This is a genomic window from Streptomyces sp. NPDC058470, from assembly GCF_042721055.1.
Lineage (GTDB): Bacteria > Actinomycetota > Actinomycetes > Streptomycetales > Streptomycetaceae > Streptomyces.
On record NZ_JBHXMF010000024.1, the window covers coordinates 75,259 to 93,469 of the forward strand.

Sequence of the window (18,211 nt, forward strand, 5' to 3'; positions counted from 1 at the left end):
CCACTCCGTGCCATTGCGGCTGCAGGTGCGTGGGGGGAGCGGGGGCCACATTGCCACTCCGTGCCATTGCGGCTGCAGGTGCGTGGGGGGAGCGGGGGCCACATTGCCGCTCCGTGCCATTGCGGCTGCAGGTGCGTGGGGCGGCACCATCGCCACTCCGTGCCATTACGGCCTCGGGTGCGGGTGCGGGTGCGGGTGAGTGGAGGGGGCAGCGCCATCGCCACTTCGTGCCATTGGGGTCTCGGGTGCATGGGGTGGGGTGGGGGCAGCTTGGGCTCGTTCCTGGGTGGGGCGGTTACGCTGCCCGGCATGACCTCCGCGGCTCCCACCCCCGCTTATCGTCGGCTCAGTGTCGAGGAGCGGCGTAGTCAGTTGCTTGAGGCGGCGTTGTCGCTCTTTGCGCAGCGGGCACCCGAGGAGGTGTCGCTGGATGATGTGGCGGAGGCGGCCGGGGTGTCGCGGCCGCTCGTGTACCGGTACTTTCCGGGCGGGAAGCAGCAGTTGTACGAGGCCGCGCTGAGGTCTGCGGCGGAGGAGCTGGAGCACTGTTTCTCGGAGCCTTTGGAGGGGGCGCTGACGGAGCGGCTGTCCCGCGCGCTTGACCGGTATCTGGCGTTCGTGGACCAGCATGACGCCGGGTTCAGTGCTCTGTTGCAGGGCGGGAGTGTCGTGGAGACGTCTCGGACCACGGCCATCGTGGACGGGGTTCGGCGGGCCGCCGCCCAGCACATTCTTGATCATCTGGCTGTTCGGGATCCTGGGCTGAAGCTGCGGATGACCGTACGGATGTGGATCACCGCCGTGGAGGCCGCCTCCCTCATCTGGCTCGACGAGGGGAAGGAACCGTCGCTCAATGAGTTGCGGGACTGGCTTGTCGAGCAGTTCGTGGTGACGGTGGTGGCCACTGCCGGGCGGGATCCGCAGACCGCTGCGGTGGTGAAGGGCGCGCTCGCCGGGGAGAGGCGGGACGGGGTTGTGGGCTCGTTGGCGCGGCGGGTGCTTCCCGTGATCGGCGATGCCGCGCGGCTGCTGTGACGGTTGTTTTTGTGACACTGGTGCGGTGAAGAGCGAAGACACTCCCTTTGTCGGTGGGCCGCTGGACGGGCGGGTGCTGCCTGTACTGCTCGGGGCCACCGGGCATCCGCCCAAGGTCTATCGGGTTCCGGTTCCGGACGCGGGCGGTGGGCCGCCCACCGTGCTCGTATACCGGCGAGTGCAGGCCGGGCAGAGTCGGCGGCTCGGGCTGCACCAAGGGTGGCGGTACGAGTACGCCGCCGAAGGTGAAAGGGGGGCAGGGCGAAGGGGGCGCGGGGGCAGGTGGCCCTGGTCAAGGTCCGGCGGCGCGCCGGGCGTCAACGCTGACGAGTGACCTTCTTCGGCCGAACCGACCACCCGGCGCGCGCCCGGGATGCGCGCGCCTGATTCTTCCGGTGAGAGGTGGACGGACCACCCCCGCACCGGAGGTGATGGCGTGTCAGGAAGGCTTCTGCGTCGGGTCTGTACGGCGGCCGTGACCGCCGGGGCGCTGGTGGCGTTCTCGCCGGCCGCTTCGGCCGTTCCCGCGCCCTCGGAGCCTGGCTCGCGTTCCGTCGCCGAGTTGCTGACGGACCTTCAGCGGCTGTACCGGGACGCCGAGCGCGCCACCGAGACGTACAACGCGACCGAGGAGAAACTGAAGAAGCAGCGGGCCGAGGTCGTCCTGCTGGACGGGAACCTCGCCAAGGCCCGCCTGACGCTGCACGACAGCCGTGGCGCCGCGGGGCGGCTCGCACGGCAGCAGTACCAGGGCAGGACCGAGATCTCCTCGTACGTACGGCTTCTGCTCGCCCGCGATCCGCAGCACGCGCTCGACCAGGGGCATGTGATCCGGCAGCTCTCGCTGGAGCGGGCCGAGACCGTGGAGCGGGTGGTGGGGAACGAGAAGCGGTTCGATGGGCTCGCTCGGGAGGCTCGCAAGGCGCTCGACGGTCAGCTCACCCTCGCCGGGCGGCAGAAGGAGGCCCGGGATGCGGTGCGCGGGCGGCTGAAGGATGTCGAGGAGCTCCTCGCCTCGCTGACCGTCGGTCAGCTTGCGGAGCTGGCCGAGTTCGAGAAGTCGGGGGAAGCTGCGGCTCAGAAGAAGTTCATGGCCTCCGGTGCGCTCAGCAGCGGTGTGCGGCGGCCCTCGCGGGAGGGTGAGGAGGCCCTGCGCTATGCCGTCGAGCAGATCGGCAAGCCGTACGAGTGGGGTGCGGAGGGGCCGACGTCGTACGACTGCTCGGGGCTCACCTCGCAGGCCTGGGAGCATGCCGGGCGGCCCATCCCCCGGACCAGCCAGGAGCAGTGGGCCCAGCTGCCGCACATCCCGCTGAGCGATCTGCGGCCGGGCGATCTGGTGGTCTACTTCCCCGAGGCCACCCACGTCGCCCTCTATCTGGGCGACGGGGTGGTGGTGCAGGCTCCGCGGCCCGGGGCGAAGATCAAGGTCTCGCCCATTGCCGCCAATCCGCTGCTGGGGGCCGTGCGCCCGGATCCGGGCCCTCCCCTGCCCCAGGGCCACTACACGCCGCCGAAGCTCCCCGAGGGTGCCATGGAAGGTGCGGACGAGGGCTTCGGCACCCCTACTCGGTAAGCCGATGCGGGCACGGGCGCCCCTCCAGGGGCGCGGGGAACTGCGCCGCCGCCAGCCCGCGCCTGGGGTGAAAGCCTCAGGCCCCCGTCACCGATGCCAAGTACGCATTCGTCTTCTCGGGTTCGAAGAAGAAGTTCTCGAAGTCCGCCGGGTCGTCGAAGCCGTTCGCGAAGCGAGCGGCGACCGGCGGGAGTTGGCCCGCCGCGCCGATGAGGTTCAGGACGTGCTCCGGCGGAGCGCCCAGCATGGCGTTCGTCCACTTCGTCACGTGCTGAGCCGTGTCCCAGTACCGGTCGAACGTCGCGCGCATCCAGGTCTCGTCGAACTCCTTCTCCCCGTGCTCGACGATCGAGGCGAGGTACGCGGCGGCGCACTTGGAGGCGGAGTTGGAGCCCTGCCCGGTGATCGGGTCGTTGGCGACGACGACGTCCGCGACGCCCAGGACCAGACCGCCACCGGGGAGGCGGCCGATCGGGTTGCGGACGGTGGGGGTGTAGCGGCCGGACAACGTGCCCTGGGCGTCGGTCAGTTCGGCCTTGGTGGCCCGCGCGTGCTCCCACGGCGTGAACCGCTCCATGAGTTCCAGGGTCAGGGAGAGGTGTTCGGCCGGGTCCTTGACGCCCCGGAAGACGTCCAGCGGGCCGCCGGGTATGCCCTCCCAGAAGAGGATGTCCGCGTGGCCGGAGGTGGTGAGGGTCGGCATGATGAAGAGTTCACCGACGCCGGGGACCAGGTTGCAGCGGACCGCGTCGAACTCCGGATGCTCCGGGCGCGGGCCCAGGCCGTGGACGTACGACACCGCGAGTGCGCGCTGCGGCTCCGTGTACGGGGAACGGGAGGCGTCCCGGCCGAACATGGAGACCAGCTCGCCCTTGCCCGCGGACACCATCACCAGGTCGTACGTACGGGCGAAGAAGTCGAGGTCGGAGACCGCCGCGCCGTGGATGACGAGCTGGCCGCCGCGCTGCGCGAACGTCTCCATCCAGCCGGCCATCTTCACGCGCTGGTCCACCGACTGCGCGTATCCGTCGAGCTTGCCCACCCAGTCGATCGCACGCTGCGAGGGGCCCGGGTCGAAGGAACCGGGGGCCGCCACCGAGACGCCGAGTCCTTCGATCTTCGGGGCCTGGGACTCCCAGAAGTTCAGCTGGAGATCACGCTCGTGCTGGAGTGCCGTGTCGAACATGCACTGCGTCGACATGACACGGCCGGTACGGATCTCGTCCGGCGTCCGGTTCGACATCAGGGTGACCTCGTACCCGTGCGACTGGAGGCCGAGGGCGAGCTGGAGTCCGGACTGGCCGGCTCCGACGACGAGTATCTTCCGCATGCGGGTGGTGTCTCCTACGGCTTGGGCGACCTGTTTCGGGGCTGAGCGGCCCCGAGTCGGGGCTGAGCGTCCCGGTTTCGGGGCTGAGCGTCCTCGTTTCGGGGCTGAGCTCCATGTTCGAGGCTTAACTTCGCTGTTCGGGGATGAGCTTCGCTATTCGGGGGTGACTGCGAGCGCGTGGGCGACCAGGGCCAGCAGGGTCTCGACGGCCGAGATCCGGCGGCGCGCGTCCATGATCATGACAGGTATGTGCGCGGGCACTGTGAGGGCCTCGCGCACGTCCTCGGGCTCGTACCGCTCGCTGCCGTCGAAGTGGTTGACCGCGACGACGTACGGCAGTCCGCAGCTCTCGAAGTAGTCGAGCGCCGGGAAGCAGTCCGTGAGGCGGCGGGTGTCGGCGAGGACGACCGCGCCGATCGCGCCGCGCACCAGGTCGTCCCACATGAACCAGAACCGCTGCTGGCCCGGCGTGCCGAAGAGGTACAGGACCAGGTCGTCGTCGAGCGTGATGCGGCCGAAGTCCATGGCCACGGTCGTGGTCAGCTTCTCGGGCGTCGCGCTGAGGTCGTCGGTTTCCTCGCTGGCCTGGGTCATCAGCGCCTCCGTCTGGAGGGGCGTGATCTCGGAGACCGCGGTAACGAGCGTGGTCTTGCCCACGCCGAAACCGCCCGCCACCACGATCTTCGTCGCGATCGGGGCGCGGGTGCGGTCGGTCTGCCAGGCCTGGAGGTTCTCATCGGCCTCGGGGGACCGCGGAGCTATCGGGCCGGGATCGGCAACTGCCTTGGGGAAGGCGGTTCTTGGCGATCCCTCAGAGACGACGGAGTCCATTCAGCACCCTTTCCAGCAGAGCGCGGTCCGGCTGTCCCGTGCCGTGACCGGTTCCGTACACACGGATCTTTCCCTGGTCCGCCAGGTCGCTCAGAAGCACCCGGACCACGCCGAGCGGCATCCTGAGAAGGGCGGCGACCTCGGCCACCGTTCGCATCCGGCGGCAGAGCTCGACGATGGCCCGCATCTCGGGCATCACCCGTGTTTCGAGCGAGCCGTTGGTCAACTCCCGGCGTTCCTCCGGGGCTTCGATCGCCGCGACGAACGTCTCCACGAGCAGGACGTGACCGAAGCGGGTGCGGCCGCCGGTGAGCGAGTACGGGCGTACGCGGGCGGGTTTGCGGTCGCCGCCGCGGACGGGGAGCTTGGTGGGTTCACTACCACTGCCACTACTCATCGGGCACTCCCCGTCGGCTCGATCTCAGGCTCCGGCGCCTGCTCCGTCTCGATCTCGGTCTCGGTCTCGGTCTCGGTCTCCAGGGACTTTCTGAGTTCGATGCGGAGTTCGGGGGTCAGCACATGGCCTGCGCGGCCCACGAAGAGCGCCATGTGGTACGCCACCACGCTCATGTCGCAGTCCGGGGAGCCGTGCACACCCAGCAGCGAGCCGTCGCTGATCGACATGACGAAGAGGCTGCCCTCGTCCATCGCGACCATCGTCTGCTTGACGGCGCCGCCGTCCATCAGCTTGGCCGCGCCGATGGTGAGGCTGCCGATGCCGGAGACAATGGTGGCGAGGTCGGCGGCGGACCCCTTGGGGCCCGTGCGGCGCGCTTCTCTCGCCTCGCGCGCCTCGTCGTTTCTTCCGGGGTCGGAGGAGATCAGCAGCAGGCCGTCGGAGGAGACGACCGCGACCGAGAGAAGGCCGGGCACCTCCTCGACGAGGTTCGTCAACAGCCAGTGCAGGTTACGGGCTTCACTGCTCAGGCCGAAGGTACTGGGCGCGGTCAACTGCTTGCCTCCTCGACTGTGCCCCCCGATGGTTCTACGTCCTGTGCGTGCAAGCCCGCGCCCGGCGCGGGCGCGTCCTGGTCGGCGATCTCCGCCTCCACCTCGCGGCGGCCCTCCTGAGCACCCCGGTGGAAGCCACCGAGCCTGCGGCGCAGCGCCTCGGCGTCCACACCGCCCGTGCGTGGCCGCGGGGGCGCCACGGGCTCGGAGAGCTTCGGCGTCCGCTTGGGCAGGCCCTTGTCGGTGACCCGGCCGGGGCCGTCCAGGTCCGCGGCCCGCTCATGGGCGTCGGGGCCGATGGCGTAGGGGTCGTCGTCGGTGGGGGTGGCGGGGGTGATTGTGGATGTGGATGCGGATGTGGACTGGGTGGGGAGGGTTACGCCGGCTGTCTCGGCCGGGGCTGCCACGGGCTCGGGGACCGGCGCCGGGGCCAGGAGCTCCATCGTGGTCTCGGGTGTCGGCTCGGGCTCGGCGGCCGCCGGGGGTTCCTGCGGCGCCGGAGTGTCCGTTGCTGCGGCCTCCCTCGCCGTCCGCTCCGCCGCCGCGATCAGCGGGTCCACGTCCGCGACCGGGGGCTGCGCCGTGGGCGTCGAACGGCCGTACAGGACGTTGGAGTTGGCCTCGGCGTCCGCGCCGGGGAGGGTGAGGGAGGGGGCGCCTGCGGCGGCCGGAGCGGCGGAGGATACGGCGGTGGAGCGGGCGGCGGCCAGGAGGCTCTTCGGGAGGACGGCGACGACCGCGGTGCCGCCCTGCTTCTGCTCGCGCAGCTGCACGCGTACCCCGTGCCGGTGGGCGAGCCGGGCCACCACGTACAGGCCGAGCCCGAGTCCCTCGCCGCCCTCCTGGTCGTAGGCGTCGTCGGGATCGAACTCCGCGAGCCGGGTGTTGAGCAGGCTCATCCGCTCGGCGGTCATGCCGATGCCCTCGTCCTGCACGGAGAGCATCACCTCGCCGTTCTCCAGGAGCCAGCCGGAGACCTCCACCGCCATGTCGGGCGGCGAGAACGACGCGGCGTTCTCCAGGAGTTCGGACACGAGGTGCGAGATGTCGTCCGCGGCGAAGCCGGCCAGGTGCGCGTGCGGCGGCAGCGTGGTGATGCGGACACGCTCGTACCGCTCTATTTCGCTGACCGCGGCGCGTACGACGTCGACGAGCGGGACGGGACCGGCGTGCTGCTGGCCGTGGTCGGCGCCGGCGAGGACGAGCAGGTTCTCGCTGTGGCGCCGCATGACCGTCGCGAAGTGGTCCAGCTTGAAGAGGGTGGAGAGGCGGTCGGGGTCCTGCTCGCGCTCCTCCAGGCCCTCGATGATGCCGAGTTGGCGTTCGACGAGGCCGAGGGTGCGCAGGGCGAGATTGACGAAGGTGCCGTGGATGGTGCCGCGCACCTGCTCCAAGTGGGCGGCGGCCGCGGCGAGTTCGGTGCGGAGCTTGTCGCGTTCGTCGGCCATCAGCTGTCGCTGGCCGATGAGGTGCTTGCGGTCGCCTTCGAGGGTGGTGATCCGCTCGTGGAGCTCGGCGGCGTGTGCGTGCAGCGCGTTCACGGAACGGACGACCTGGGCGAACTCGTCGTTGCGGCCGGTGAACTTGACCGGCTCCTGCGCGCCCGGGTCGGCGGCGAGACGGGCCGAGCCGCGCCGCAGGACGGACAGCGGGCGGGTGAGGCTGCGGGCCATCGCCATCGAGATGCCGACGGCGACGAGCAGCAGGGTGCCGATGGCCGCGACGCGGATCTCCAGCGCGGTGACGTCGTCGTCCCGCAGTGCTTCGAGGTCCTTGATGCGGCGGCTGTTGAGGGATGCCTCGGCGCCGCGCATCAGTTCGACGCGGGCGGAGAGCGCCGCGTCCAGCTTGTCGGTGCTGGTGTCGAGTTCGTCGTCGGAGAGCGTCGGCTGGTCGGTCAGGCCCGTGAGGTACTTGTCGGCGTTGGTGACGTCGGGTCCGGTGACCGTGGAGTCGTACTTGGTCTTGTCGGCCTTGGGCGCCGTCTCGCGGAACTCGGCGAGGGCCGCGTCCGAGCGGAGGCGGGCCTGCTGGGCGGCGGCGCTGAGCGCGTCGCGCTGCTTGGTGTCGGCCTCCGACGAGGAGCTGGTGGTGCTCGTCAGGCCCGTGTAGGGGTCGGTGGTGGTCTGCGTGCTGCGCGGGACGCTGAGGGCCGCGAGGAGCAGTCCACGGGCGGCGGCGGACTGCTGGACGGCGGAGTCCAGCTCGGCGAGGGAGTTCGCGCCGGAGCCCGCGCGGGGCGGCAGCTGCTCGGCCAGCTCCTCGGCGAGGGCGTGGAGTTCGGTGATGGCGCCCGAGTACGACTGGTGCGCTTCGAGCGCGCTGCTCGCGCCGGTGAGCGCCGCTCTGCGCAGCGAGGCGATGGCGTCGAGGTCCGTGAGGAGGGACGCGGGGGCGTCCTCGTCCGCCCGCAGCTCCTCGACCTGCCGGTCGACCCGGGCGCCGCGCTGCTCCGAGGGCACCTTGTCCTTCGGCCGGCCCGCCGCGATGTACGAGGTGACCTCGTCGCGCTCGTCGGCCAGCGAGTGCGCGAGGGTCAGCGCCTGCTGGGTGCGCTGCGCGAGCGTCACCAGGTTCTGGGAGTCGTTGAGCTGACCCGAGGCGGTCAGGATCGTGGGTGCCCCGGCGCCGGCCACGGCGGCCGCGACGACCGCAACGGCGACAATCAGCCGATTGCGTACGTGGGCGGTTCGGCCCCTGCCCGCCGACTCGGCGGCGGCGCCATCCCCAGTCGATCTGGAGGCCGTCTGCTTGCCTGTGCGCCTCGGCCGCGTCTTCTGCACCGGTGCTCGCATTCCTGACTCGTGTACCCATGTACCCGGGTGACGTTCCGTCAACTGGGGTGTTCGCTCTCCCCCGAGCTTTCGACCTCGCTCAAGCAGGGGGCGCCCCCACCGGTTCCCGACCCTCCCAGTGCCGGTGGACAGTGGTCCCGCATCATCCGGGCCGCCACCCGAAGGAGTGAACATCGGACCGGAGTTGGCGGGCAAGTCCCTCTGAGGTGTGCGGATCGCCTGTGCGGTGGGCTGGTTGGACGTGAGCGACGGGCTTTGGCAGTATTCGCCGCCACGCTTCGCCGGAGTCGATCATTCCATGCCAAACCCGGCGCCCGATCTGCCGGTCCGCGCCCATCCGGCGACCGATGCCGACCTCTCGTGGATCTTGTGAAGGGCTCGTGCAGACTGGCCGGATGCGTACTGAACTCGTCTCGGAGCCCGGCGACCCGGCACGCCCCAATGAGGACTTCGCATCGGTCGGACTTCCCGCCTCAGGACACGGGGGCGCACTGGTCGTCCTGGACGGCGTGACACCTCCCGCGGGTGACGACGGCTGCGTGCACTCGGTCGCCTGGTTCTCCTCCCGCCTGGGCGGCGCACTGACCGAACTGTCCCTTACCTACAGGGATCTGACGCTGCCTGAGATCCTTTCCCGCTCGATCACGCGTACGGCCGAGGCCCATGCCGGGACCTGTGACCTTTCTCACCCCCGTACTCCCCAGGCAACCGTCGTCCTCGCCCGCTGGTCCGCCGTCGAGGTCGAGTACCTCGTCCTCTCGGACTCCGCACTGCTCCTCGAGTCCCCCGACGGCGCCGTCACCGCACTCCTCGACGACCGCCTCTCCCACGTCCCCCCGGCGACCCTCACCTCCGCCGCCCGCACCGACGCGACCCTGCGCAACCAGGAGGGCGGCTTCTTCACGGCCGCCGCGGATCCCTCGGTGGCGTCGCGCGCGGTGACGGGGACGGTGCCACGGTCCTCCGTCCGGGCCCTGGCCGCCCTGACGGACGGTGCCACGCGGTGGGTGGAGAAGTTCCGGGAGGGGGACTGGACGGGCCTGTTCACCCTCGTACGGAAGGAGGGGGCGCAGGCCCTCGTCTCCCGCGTACGGGCGCTGGAGTCCGCGGACGCGGAGCTGCGGGTGCGGTTGGGGCGGAGCAAGACGCATGACGACGCGACGGTGGTGTTCGTGGAGTGTTGAGTCAGTGGTGAGTCATCGAAGCGTGCCGCGCCGCTTCCGGGCGTGGGCGGCCACTTCTCCGGTGTTCGTGGAGTGGTTCGTGGAGTGATTCGTGGAGTGGTGAGCCGCGGCGATCCGGGGCCGGGCGTGGCCCTTCCGCGCGTGGCCCTTCCGCGCGTGCTCGGCTACTTCTCGATCCCGGTGTTCAGCTGGTGCAGCAGCCGGGCCAGTTCGGCCACCTCCCGCGGGTCCCAGCCGCTGAGCTGCCGGACGTACCGCGCCCGCCGCGCCTCCCGCACCGCGCCGAAGCGCACCCGGCCCTCCTCCGTGAGGCGGACGAGCCAGGCGCGGCCGTCGGCGGGGTCGGGCTCCCGGGCGATGAGGCCGAGGTCCTCGAGGGCGCGGAGCTGGCGGGACATGGTGGCCTTGCCTACGCCGATGTAGGCGGCGAGTTCCGTGGCGCGCTGACGGCCGCACTCCTCCAGCCGGAAGAGAAGTCCGTACGCGGAGGACTCCAGGTCGGGATGGACCGCGCGCGCCATCTCCCCCGAGGAGGCCCGGGCCCGCCGCAGGAACACCGTCAACTCGCGTTCCAGCGAGGGGAATTCCTGGTCCACACCACTTCCGGACGTCGTGGGTTCGCCGCGTCGCCCGTCGCCGTTCGCGTCCTCGTGCACGTCAGCACCCCTGACTCGGTTTCCCGATCCTGAAAGTTTCTGCCAAAAATCGCCGTCGCCGCAGCTCCGCCAGTATTTCGCAGGCGTAGACCATCGGCAGCGTCCGGACCCTCTTCCCACGCCGTCCGCCGGGTGCGTAGCGTCACGGGCAGGCAAGCTGTGACATGACCACAGCAGGAAATCGACCGGCATGGCACCCAACCCCTGCGCCACGCCATCAACAAGTCGACGATGACTTGTCCCCCACCGCGGCAGGCGCATGCCGCCGGCGCTCCCCCACCGAGCACCACCGTGCACCACCGATCTCCTCGGAGGCACGACATGCCCGCGCACCGATTCAGATCCCGCACGACCCACCGCTCGCACCCCTCCAAGCGCTTTCCCGCGCTCGGGACCCTGGTCGCCGCCTTCTCCCTCCTTCTCGCCGTGCCGGCCCAGGCAGCCGATGTCCCCGCCCGCGGCTCGGCCCACCTGGGCATGGGCGTCGTCGCCCACGACGGCCAGGGCGGCACCCCGGCCGACAGCAGGGCCACCCAGACGGAAGGCGTGGACGTCAGCAGCCACCAGGGCAACGTCGCCTGGGCGACCCTGTGGAGCAGCGGGGTCAAGTGGGCGTATGCCAAGGCGACGGAAGGGACGTACTACACGAACCCCTACTTCGCCCAGCAGTACAACGGCTCCTACAACGTCGGCATGATCCGCGGCGCCTACCACTTCGCGACCCCCGACACGACGACCGGCGCCACCCAGGCCAACTACTTCGTCGACCACGGCGGCGGCTGGTCGCAGGACGGCAGGACGCTGCCCGGTGTGCTTGACATCGAGTGGAACCCGTACGGGGCCTCCTGCTACGGCAAGACGCAGAGCGCCATGGTCAGCTGGATCAGCAGCTTCCTCACCCAGTACAAGGCGCGCACCGGTCGTGACGCCGTGATCTACACGGCGACCACCTGGTGGACGGAGTGCACCGGCAATTACGCCGGTTTCGCGACCGCCACCCCGCTGTGGATCGCCCGCTACGCCACCGCCGTGGGCACGCTGCCGGCCGGCTGGGGCTACTACACGATGTGGCAGTACACGTCGTCGGGTCCGACGGTCGGGGACCACAACAAGTTCAACGGGGCACTGGACCGGGTGGTGGCCCTCGCCAACGGCTGACGGTCGGGCCGGCTGCTCACCACGGCTGACGGCCGCGGCGGGATGCTCGACAACGGCTGACAGCCCCCGGCGGAGCGCCGACCAACGGCTGACGGCCGCGGCGGAGCGCTCGCCAATGGCTGACAGCCGCGGCGAAGTGCTCGCCACCGTCTGACGCCGGACATGGGAAGGCCCGGATCCCCTGGAAAACCTCTTTCCGGGACCCGGGCCTTCCTCAACCGATGGCGTCCGTCACGCCGCCACCGGAACCTCCGCGGTGGCGCCGTTCGTCGCCGGAGCGAGCGCCAGCTCCAGCACCTGGCGGACATCCGTCACCGCGTGGACGTCGAGCTTGTCCAGAACCTCGGCCGGGACGTCGTCCAGGTCGGCCTCGTTGCGCTTCGGGATGATCACCGTCGTGACCCCGGCCCGGTGTGCGGCGAGCAGCTTCTGCTTGACGCCGCCGATGGGCAGGACACGGCCGGTGAGCGAGACCTCGCCGGTCATGGCGACGTCGGTGCGGACCAGTCGGCCGCTGAGCAGCGAGGCGAGAGCGGTCGTCATGGTGACGCCCGCGCTCGGACCGTCCTTGGGGACGGCCCCGGCCGGGAAGTGGATGTGCACGCCCCGGTCCTTCAGGTCGCCGACGGGGAGTTCGAGCTCCGCGCCATGGCTGCGCAGGAAGGAGAGCGCGATCTGCGCGGACTCCTTCATCACGTCGCCCAGCTGGCCGGTCAGGGTCAGACCCGCCGCGCCCGTCTCCGGGTCGGCGAGCGAGGCCTCGACGAACAGCACGTCACCGCCGGCGCCCGTGACGGCGAGTCCCGTCGCGACGCCGGGCACCGCCGTGCGGCGCTCGGCCGGGTCCTGGGCGGACTCGGGCACGTGGTGCGGACGCCCGATGAGCCCGCGCAGATCGTCCTCGGTCACCGTGAACGGCAGCTTCCGCTCGCCGAGTTCGTGCTGCGCCGCGACCTTGCGGAGCAGCCGGGCGATGCCGCGCTCCAGGTTCCGTACGCCAGCCTCCCGGGTGTACTCCCCGGCGAGCCTGCGCAGCGCGCTCTCGTCGAGCGTGACCTCGTCCTTCTCCAGACCGGCCCGCTCCAGCTGGCGCGGCAGCAGGTGGTCGCGTGCGATGACGACCTTCTCGTCCTCGGTGTAGCCGTCGAGGCGGACCAGCTCCATACGGTCGAGCAGGGCCTCCGGGATGGCTTCCAGGACGTTCGCCGTCGCCAGGAAGACGACGTCGCTGAGGTCGAGTTCGACCTCCAGGTAGTGGTCGCGGAAGGTGTGGTTCTGGGCGGGGTCGAGCACTTCGAGGAGGGCTGCGGCGGGGTCACCGCGGTAGTCGGAGCCGACCTTGTCGATCTCGTCCAGGAGCACCACCGGGTTCATGGATCCGGCCTCCTTGATGGCGCGGACGACCCGGCCGGGCAACGCGCCGACGTACGTACGCCGGTGTCCGCGGATCTCGGCCTCGTCGCGTACGCCGCCCAGGGCGACCCGGACGAACTTGCGACCCATGGCGTGCGCGACGGACTCGCCGAGCGAGGTCTTGCCGACGCCGGGAGGTCCGACGAGCGCGAGCACGGCGCCGCCGCGGCGGCCGCCGACCACGCCGAGCCCTCGCTCGGCACGCCGCTTGCGCACGGCGAGGTATTCGGTGATCCGCTCCTTCACGTCCTCCAGGCCCGCGTGCTCGGCGTCGAGGATCGCCTTGGCGCCCTGGATGTCGTACTCGTCCTCGGTGCGTTCGTTCCACGGCAGTTCGAGGACGGTGTCCAGCCAGGTCCGGATCCAGGAGCCCTCGGGCGACTGGTCGCTCGCGCGCTCCAGCTTCTCGACCTCCTTGAGAGCGGCCTCGCGGACGTTCTCCGGAAGGTCGGCGGCCTCTACGCGGGAGCGGTAGTCGTCACTCTCGTCCTCCCCGCCCTCCCCCTTGAGGTCACGGAGCTCCTTGCGTACGGCATCGAGCTGGCGCCGCAGCAGGAACTCGCGCTGCTGCTTGTCGACGCCTTCCTGTACGTCCTTGGCGATGGACTCGGCGACGTCCTGCTCGGCGAGGTGCTCGCGGAGCTGCTCGGTGGCGAGCTTCAGGCGGGCGATCGGGTCCGCGGTCTCCAGCAGCTCCACCTTCTGTTCGGTGGAAAGGAAAGGTGAGTACCCGGAATTGTCGGCAAGGGCGGACACGTCATCGATCGCCGTGACGCGGTCCACCACCTGCCAGGCGCCGCGCTTGCGCAGCCAGCTGGTGGCGAGGGCCTTGTATTCCTTGATCAGTTCGGTGACGTGGCCGGGCAGCGGCTCGGGCACGGTCTCCCCGACGCGCGTCCCCTCCACCCAGAGAGCGGCTCCCGGACCCGTGGTCCCTGCGCCGATCTTGACGCGCCCGCGGCCGCGGATCAGCGCGCCCGGGTCGCCGTCGGCCAGCCGGCCGACCTGTTCGACGGTGCCGAGCACACCCGTGCCCGCGTACGTCCCGTCGATCCGCGGCACCAGCAGCACCTGCGGCTTCCCCGGTGTCGAGCGGGCGGCAGCCTGGGCGGCCTCCACCGCGGCCCGCACATCGGTGTCGTTCAGGTCCAGCGGAACCACCATTCCGGGCAGCACGACCTCGTCGTCGAGCGGCAGCACAGGCAGGTTGAGCGGCGTGGACGTCGTATCGGCAGCCATGATCTTCCTCTCGACAAGCAAGTTGAGCTATGTGGACTCAATGCTTGTGAGCGCTCTGGTGTTCCCCGGAGCGTGTTCGCTGTCAGCGATCGGGGGCCGCGCGTGCCCCTGTGCGGAACGTCGCACGAACACCGCCGCCATCCCGGAGCCCCGCACCACTGCCGCCCCGGAGGCCCGCAGCCGCGAGGGCGGGATCGGACACGCTGCGGCGCCTTGATAGCTTCGGCGTGTGCAATTCATGGTGATCACCCAGCGCTACAGCGACCGGTTCAGCGACGAGGACTTCGCGGCCGTCCTGCCTCAGGAGACCGAGACGGTTCGAGGGCTCTACGCCGACGGAGCACTCCGCCAGATCTGGTTGCGCGGCGACACCCGAGGCGCGTGCTTCCTCCTCGAGGCCGAATCACTCGCCGACGCCGAAGCAGCAGTGGCTGCCCTTCCCCTGGCACAGAAGCAGATGTCGGACTTCCAGATCATCCCTCTGCGACCGTACGGCGGTTTCGGGCCCACGCCGACCGCCTGACCCGACCCCGCCCGGGACGCCGTCCGCATATTCGGTTGCGACGCCCCGCACGGTCCGTACCGTCTCCCCGGTGACAGACACCGACACTCACTCCTTTCTCTCCGCCTACGACGACGAGATGCGCGGCGCCGCTCCCACCCCGCCCACGGGGGTCACGTACGAACAGGACGGGCCGCTGCTGCGGATCGTCGGGCAGTTCCGCGGGCTGGTCAGTGGTCCGCGTGACCTCGGAGTGGGCGGGGCGGAACTCGACCGCCTGATCGCCCGGCAGCGGGAGTACTTCGCCGGGCGCGGCGAGGCGGTGGAGTGGAAGACGCGGGGGCACGACCACCCCGCCGACCTCACCGAGCGGCTGTGCGCCGCGGGCTTCGTGCCCGAGGAGCGGGAGACGGTGGTCGTCGGCCTCGCGGAGGAGATCGCGACCCTACGGCGGCCGGTCGTGCCGCAGGATGTCGTCCTGCGGCGGGTCACGGCGGACGTGGACATGCACCGGATCGCCGCGATGGAGTCGACGGTGTGGGGCGCCGACTGGAGCTGGCTCGCCGACGACCTGATCGGCCGGGTCGACGCCGCCCCCGACGAGATCGCCGTGTACGTCGCCGAGGCGGGCGGTGAAGTGGTCTCCGCGGCCTGGCTGGCCTTTCGCGAGGGCAGCGAGTTCGCGAGCCTGTGGGGCGGCTCCACGCTGGCCGGATGGCGGGGCCGCGGCATCTATCGCGCCCTGGTCGCCACCCGCGCCGCCCTCGCCGTGGCCCGCGGCGTCCGGTTCCTGCACGTGGACGCCTCCGACGACAGTGCCCCGATCCTGCGCCGCCTGGGGTTCCACGCCATCACCACGACCACTCCGTATGTGTGGTCGCCGTCACAGGCCGACCCGTCGACACCGCCACTAGAGTAAGACCTGTTCAGCCTTAGCGGCCATTACAGGGGGTTCTGGTGGACAAGATCGTACGGGCTTGGGTCGACGGCTGGGTCGTCTCGCGTGGGGCGGCTCCGCCGGTGGTCGAGCCGTGGGGCTGCTCGGTCGACGTGGGACACCCGGAGCACGTCTCACGGCATGTCCTCGGGGCGACGAACGATGAGGTCGAAGAGGCGGCGGTCCGGAAGGTCGCCGACGCGGTGACCGGAGCGGGAGTGTGGCTCAAGGTGTTCGCCGAGCCGTCGACCGTCGCCCCCTGGCTCGGTCGGGGCTGGTGGATCGACCCCGAGCCCGGCTATCTGATGTCGGTCCCCCTCACCGCCACCCCACCCGCGGCCACTCGCGACGGCTACCGCCTGCGCACCTGGTCGCGCGGCGGCGCCACCCGCGCGCTGCTCACCGCACCGGACGGCTCCTGGGCCGCGCGCGCCCAGATCGCGGCCACCGGCGCGACGGCAGTCGTCGACCAGGTCGAGACGGCACCGGAGCACCGCAGGCGCGGGCTCGGCCGCCTGGCCATGGACACGGTGACGCGCGCGGCGCTCGCACAGGGCGCCACGACCGGCGTACTGGCCGGAACACCGGACGGGCGGGCGCTCTACGAGTCCCTCGGGTGGCGCGTGGAGGCACCGCTGACGAGCGCGAAGTTCACCGGGGGCGCCTGAACCTCCGCAGGCGACCGCCCGACGTAGCAGCGGCTGCCACAGTGCGATCCCCACCGTCGGCGAAAGCGTCTCCGCGCCGACTCCGGGAACGGGAGTAATTCGGCCGCCCGGTGGAGTGCCCGAGCCCCTGACGCAAGCCGCGGCGGCGGGCACCTCGTGACCCGCATCGCGGGCAACGGCGTCTCCATGCCGACTCCGCTCCCCGGAACGTGGGCAATTCGGCCGCCCGCCCTCTCGGAGCTGCCAAGATGGGCCGATGGTCACCCCGTACGACACCCCCCAAGTGATCGACCGTCGCGAGGGCCCGTACGGCGAGGTCGTGCTGCGGCGTCACGGTGCGCTGCTGCAGATCATCGCCAACGGGTGCTTCCTGATGGACACCTCCGACGGCCGTTCGGAGCGGCTGCTCGTCGACGCCGCGTACGGCGCGCTGGACGGCCGGGCGGCGCCGAGGCTGCTGATCGGCGGGCTCGGCGTCGGGTTCTCACTCGCGCACGCCGCCTCGGATCCGCGCTGGGGGCGTATCACCGTCGTGGAGCGCGAGCCCGCGGTGATCGACTGGCACCTCGGCGGACCGCTGGCCGCGCTGTCGGGCGAGGCGCTCGCCGACCCGCGTACGGACGTCGTGGAAGCGGATCTACTCGGCTACGTCAATGAGATTTGCGACACATACGACGCGCTGTGCCTGGACATCGACAACGGGCCCGGCTGGACGGTCACGGAGGGCAACGAAAGCCTCTACTCGGAGGCCGGACTCGCAGGCTGTGCAAGGGCGTTGAGGCCCGGCGGGGTACTCGCGGTGTGGTCGGCGCGACCCTCTCCGGAATTTGAAGGAACCCTACGGAATGCCGGGTTCAAGGGGGTGCGTACCGAAGAGATCCCCGTTGCCCGGGGCGTTCCGGACGTCGTCCATCTCGCGGTAAGACCTGGATAGCCGAGCCGCGGCGACTGCCCGTACTCTGCTTGCCTGACGCGGATCATTCGAGCGTCAGGCGCAGTCATGGGATCACCCCACGGATTCCGGAAAGCACACTTCAGGGGCGGGCGATGGAGCAGACACACACCTCCCACAACGGCGCGGCGGCGACGCCCGGCGCTCAGCGACGGGTCCTGGTCGTCGAGGACGACCCGACGATCGTCGACGCCATCGCGGCACGTCTGCGCGCCGAGGGATTCCTGGTGCAAACCGCGGGCGACGGCCCGGCCGCCGTCGACACCGCCGAGGCCTGGCAGCCCGATCTGCTGATCCTCGACATCATGCTGCCCGGCTTCGACGGTCTTGAGGTCTGCCGCCGTGTGCAGGCCCAGCGCCCGGTGCCGGTGCTGATGCTCACCGCGCGCGACGACGAGACCGACATGCTGGTCGGTCTGGGTGTCGGCGCCGACGACTACATGACGAAACCGTTCTCCATGCGCGAGCTGGCCGCCCGCGTGCACGTCCTGCTGCGCCGGGTGGAGCGCGCCGTCGTGGCCGCCTCGACGCCGCGCAGCGGGATCCTCAGACTCGGCGAGCTGGAGATCGACCACGCGCAGCGCCGGGTACGGGTTCGCTCGGAGGACGTGCATCTCACGCCCACCGAGTTCGACCTCCTCGTGTGCCTCGCGAACACCCCGCGGGCCGTACTCTCGCGTGAGCAGCTGCTCGCCGAGGTCTGGGACTGGGCGGACGCCTCCGGTACGCGGACCGTGGACAGCCACATCAAGGCGCTGCGCCGGAAGATCGGTGCCGAGCGGATCCGTACGGTCCACGGCGTGGGCTACGCCCTGGAGACCCCGACTCCCTGAGCCGGGCCTGTGCCGGGGCATTCCTTGAGGGGGCTGATGTGATGAGCGGGTTCGGGGACCGCAAGGGCGCGAGACCCGGGTTCGGGGAACACGGGGGCACCGGTCCCGGATACGGGGAGCGCAACGGCGCGAGTTCCGGGTTCGGGGAGTC

17 protein-coding genes are annotated in these 18,211 nt (G+C 70.8%); 10 read left to right on the top strand and 7 right to left on the bottom strand.

The genetic code is table 11. The features are described from left to right. Positions 1-309 precede the first annotated feature (309 nt). The 3 genes from ACFWP7_RS19415 (at position 310) to ACFWP7_RS19425 (ending at position 2,611) form a co-directional block, all read left to right on the top strand. Positions 310-1,035, top strand: coding sequence for a TetR/AcrR family transcriptional regulator (locus ACFWP7_RS19415; protein WP_384382758.1), 726 nt, complete (start codon positions 310-312; stop codon positions 1,033-1,035). A 25-nt stretch (positions 1,036-1,060) separates the two neighbouring features. Continuing rightward, entirely contained in the window at positions 1,061-1,369 is a 309-nt protein-coding gene (locus tag ACFWP7_RS19420; RefSeq protein WP_384382759.1) for a hypothetical protein, read from the top strand. Positions 1,370-1,471: 102 nt separating this feature from the next. Continuing rightward, positions 1,472-2,611, top strand: coding sequence for an NlpC/P60 family protein (locus tag ACFWP7_RS19425; RefSeq protein ID WP_384382760.1), 1,140 nt, complete (start codon positions 1,472-1,474; stop codon positions 2,609-2,611). Between the two features lie 76 nt (positions 2,612-2,687). On the opposite strand, the gene ACFWP7_RS19430 is transcribed toward ACFWP7_RS19425, so the two are convergent. From ACFWP7_RS19430 to ACFWP7_RS19450, 5 genes are all read right to left on the bottom strand, one after another. Continuing rightward, the gene (locus tag ACFWP7_RS19430) at positions 2,688-3,941 is read right to left on the bottom strand and encodes a styrene monooxygenase/indole monooxygenase family protein (protein WP_384382761.1); all 1,254 of its coding nucleotides are present in this window, start codon (positions 3,939-3,941) and stop codon (positions 2,688-2,690) included. 153 nt (positions 3,942-4,094) lie between these two features. Next, positions 4,095-4,772, bottom strand: coding sequence for an ATP/GTP-binding protein (locus ACFWP7_RS19435; RefSeq protein ID WP_384382762.1), 678 nt, complete (start codon positions 4,770-4,772; stop codon positions 4,095-4,097). Next, a complete protein-coding gene (locus ACFWP7_RS19440; RefSeq protein ID WP_384382763.1) occupies positions 4,753-5,169 on the bottom strand; it encodes a DUF742 domain-containing protein in 417 nt (138 codons plus the stop codon). The genes ACFWP7_RS19435 and ACFWP7_RS19440 overlap by 20 nt, the downstream gene beginning before the upstream one ends. Beyond that, a complete protein-coding gene (locus ACFWP7_RS19445) occupies positions 5,166-5,723 on the bottom strand; it encodes a roadblock/LC7 domain-containing protein (RefSeq protein ID WP_384382764.1) in 558 nt (185 codons plus the stop codon). The genes ACFWP7_RS19440 and ACFWP7_RS19445 overlap by 4 nt, the downstream gene beginning before the upstream one ends. Continuing rightward, positions 5,720-8,518: a nitrate- and nitrite sensing domain-containing protein gene (locus tag ACFWP7_RS19450; protein WP_384382765.1), complete on the bottom strand. Its 2,799-nt coding sequence runs from the start codon at positions 8,516-8,518 to the stop codon at positions 5,720-5,722. Before ACFWP7_RS19450 ends, ACFWP7_RS19445 begins: the two co-directional genes overlap by 4 nt. A 395-nt stretch (positions 8,519-8,913) precedes the next feature. Between ACFWP7_RS19450 and ACFWP7_RS19455 the strand changes: the two genes are divergently transcribed. After that, positions 8,914-9,702: a protein phosphatase 2C domain-containing protein gene (locus ACFWP7_RS19455; RefSeq protein ID WP_384382766.1), complete on the top strand. Its 789-nt coding sequence runs from the start codon at positions 8,914-8,916 to the stop codon at positions 9,700-9,702. 164 nt (positions 9,703-9,866) lie between these two features. On the opposite strand, the gene ACFWP7_RS19460 is transcribed toward ACFWP7_RS19455, so the two are convergent. Further along, positions 9,867-10,358: a MarR family winged helix-turn-helix transcriptional regulator gene (locus ACFWP7_RS19460; RefSeq protein WP_384382767.1), complete on the bottom strand. Its 492-nt coding sequence runs from the start codon at positions 10,356-10,358 to the stop codon at positions 9,867-9,869. A gap of 321 nt (positions 10,359-10,679) precedes the next feature. Between ACFWP7_RS19460 and ACFWP7_RS19465 the strand changes: the two genes are divergently transcribed. Continuing rightward, positions 10,680-11,516 carry a lysozyme gene (locus ACFWP7_RS19465; protein WP_384382768.1) on the top strand — a complete coding sequence of 279 codons (837 nt, stop codon included), beginning with the start codon at positions 10,680-10,682 and terminating at the stop codon, positions 11,514-11,516. 231 nt (positions 11,517-11,747) lie between these two features. Here ACFWP7_RS19465 and lon read toward each other — a convergent pair whose 3' ends face one another. Continuing rightward, entirely contained in the window at positions 11,748-14,168 is a 2,421-nt protein-coding gene (gene lon / locus ACFWP7_RS19470; RefSeq protein WP_384382769.1) for an endopeptidase La, read from the bottom strand. Between the two features lie 238 nt (positions 14,169-14,406). On the opposite strand from lon, the gene ACFWP7_RS19475 reads away from it, so the two are divergent. The 5 genes from ACFWP7_RS19475 (at position 14,407) to ACFWP7_RS19495 (ending at position 18,060) form a co-directional block, all read left to right on the top strand. Continuing rightward, positions 14,407-14,691: a hypothetical protein gene (locus ACFWP7_RS19475; RefSeq protein ID WP_384382791.1), complete on the top strand. Its 285-nt coding sequence runs from the start codon at positions 14,407-14,409 to the stop codon at positions 14,689-14,691. A 118-nt stretch (positions 14,692-14,809) separates the two neighbouring features. After that, positions 14,810-15,589: a GNAT family N-acetyltransferase gene (locus ACFWP7_RS19480; protein ID WP_384382792.1), complete on the top strand. Its 780-nt coding sequence runs from the start codon at positions 14,810-14,812 to the stop codon at positions 15,587-15,589. Positions 15,590-15,627: 38 nt separating this feature from the next. Continuing rightward, entirely contained in the window at positions 15,628-16,275 is a 648-nt protein-coding gene (locus ACFWP7_RS19485; protein WP_384382770.1) for a GNAT family N-acetyltransferase, read from the top strand. A gap of 256 nt (positions 16,276-16,531) precedes the next feature. After that, positions 16,532-17,209, top strand: a complete 678-nt coding sequence (locus ACFWP7_RS19490; protein WP_384382771.1) for a spermidine synthase — start codon at positions 16,532-16,534, stop codon at positions 17,207-17,209. A 113-nt stretch (positions 17,210-17,322) separates the two neighbouring features. Beyond that, entirely contained in the window at positions 17,323-18,060 is a 738-nt protein-coding gene (locus ACFWP7_RS19495; RefSeq protein WP_266832490.1) for a response regulator transcription factor, read from the top strand. The last annotated feature ends 151 nt before the right edge of the window (positions 18,061-18,211 follow it).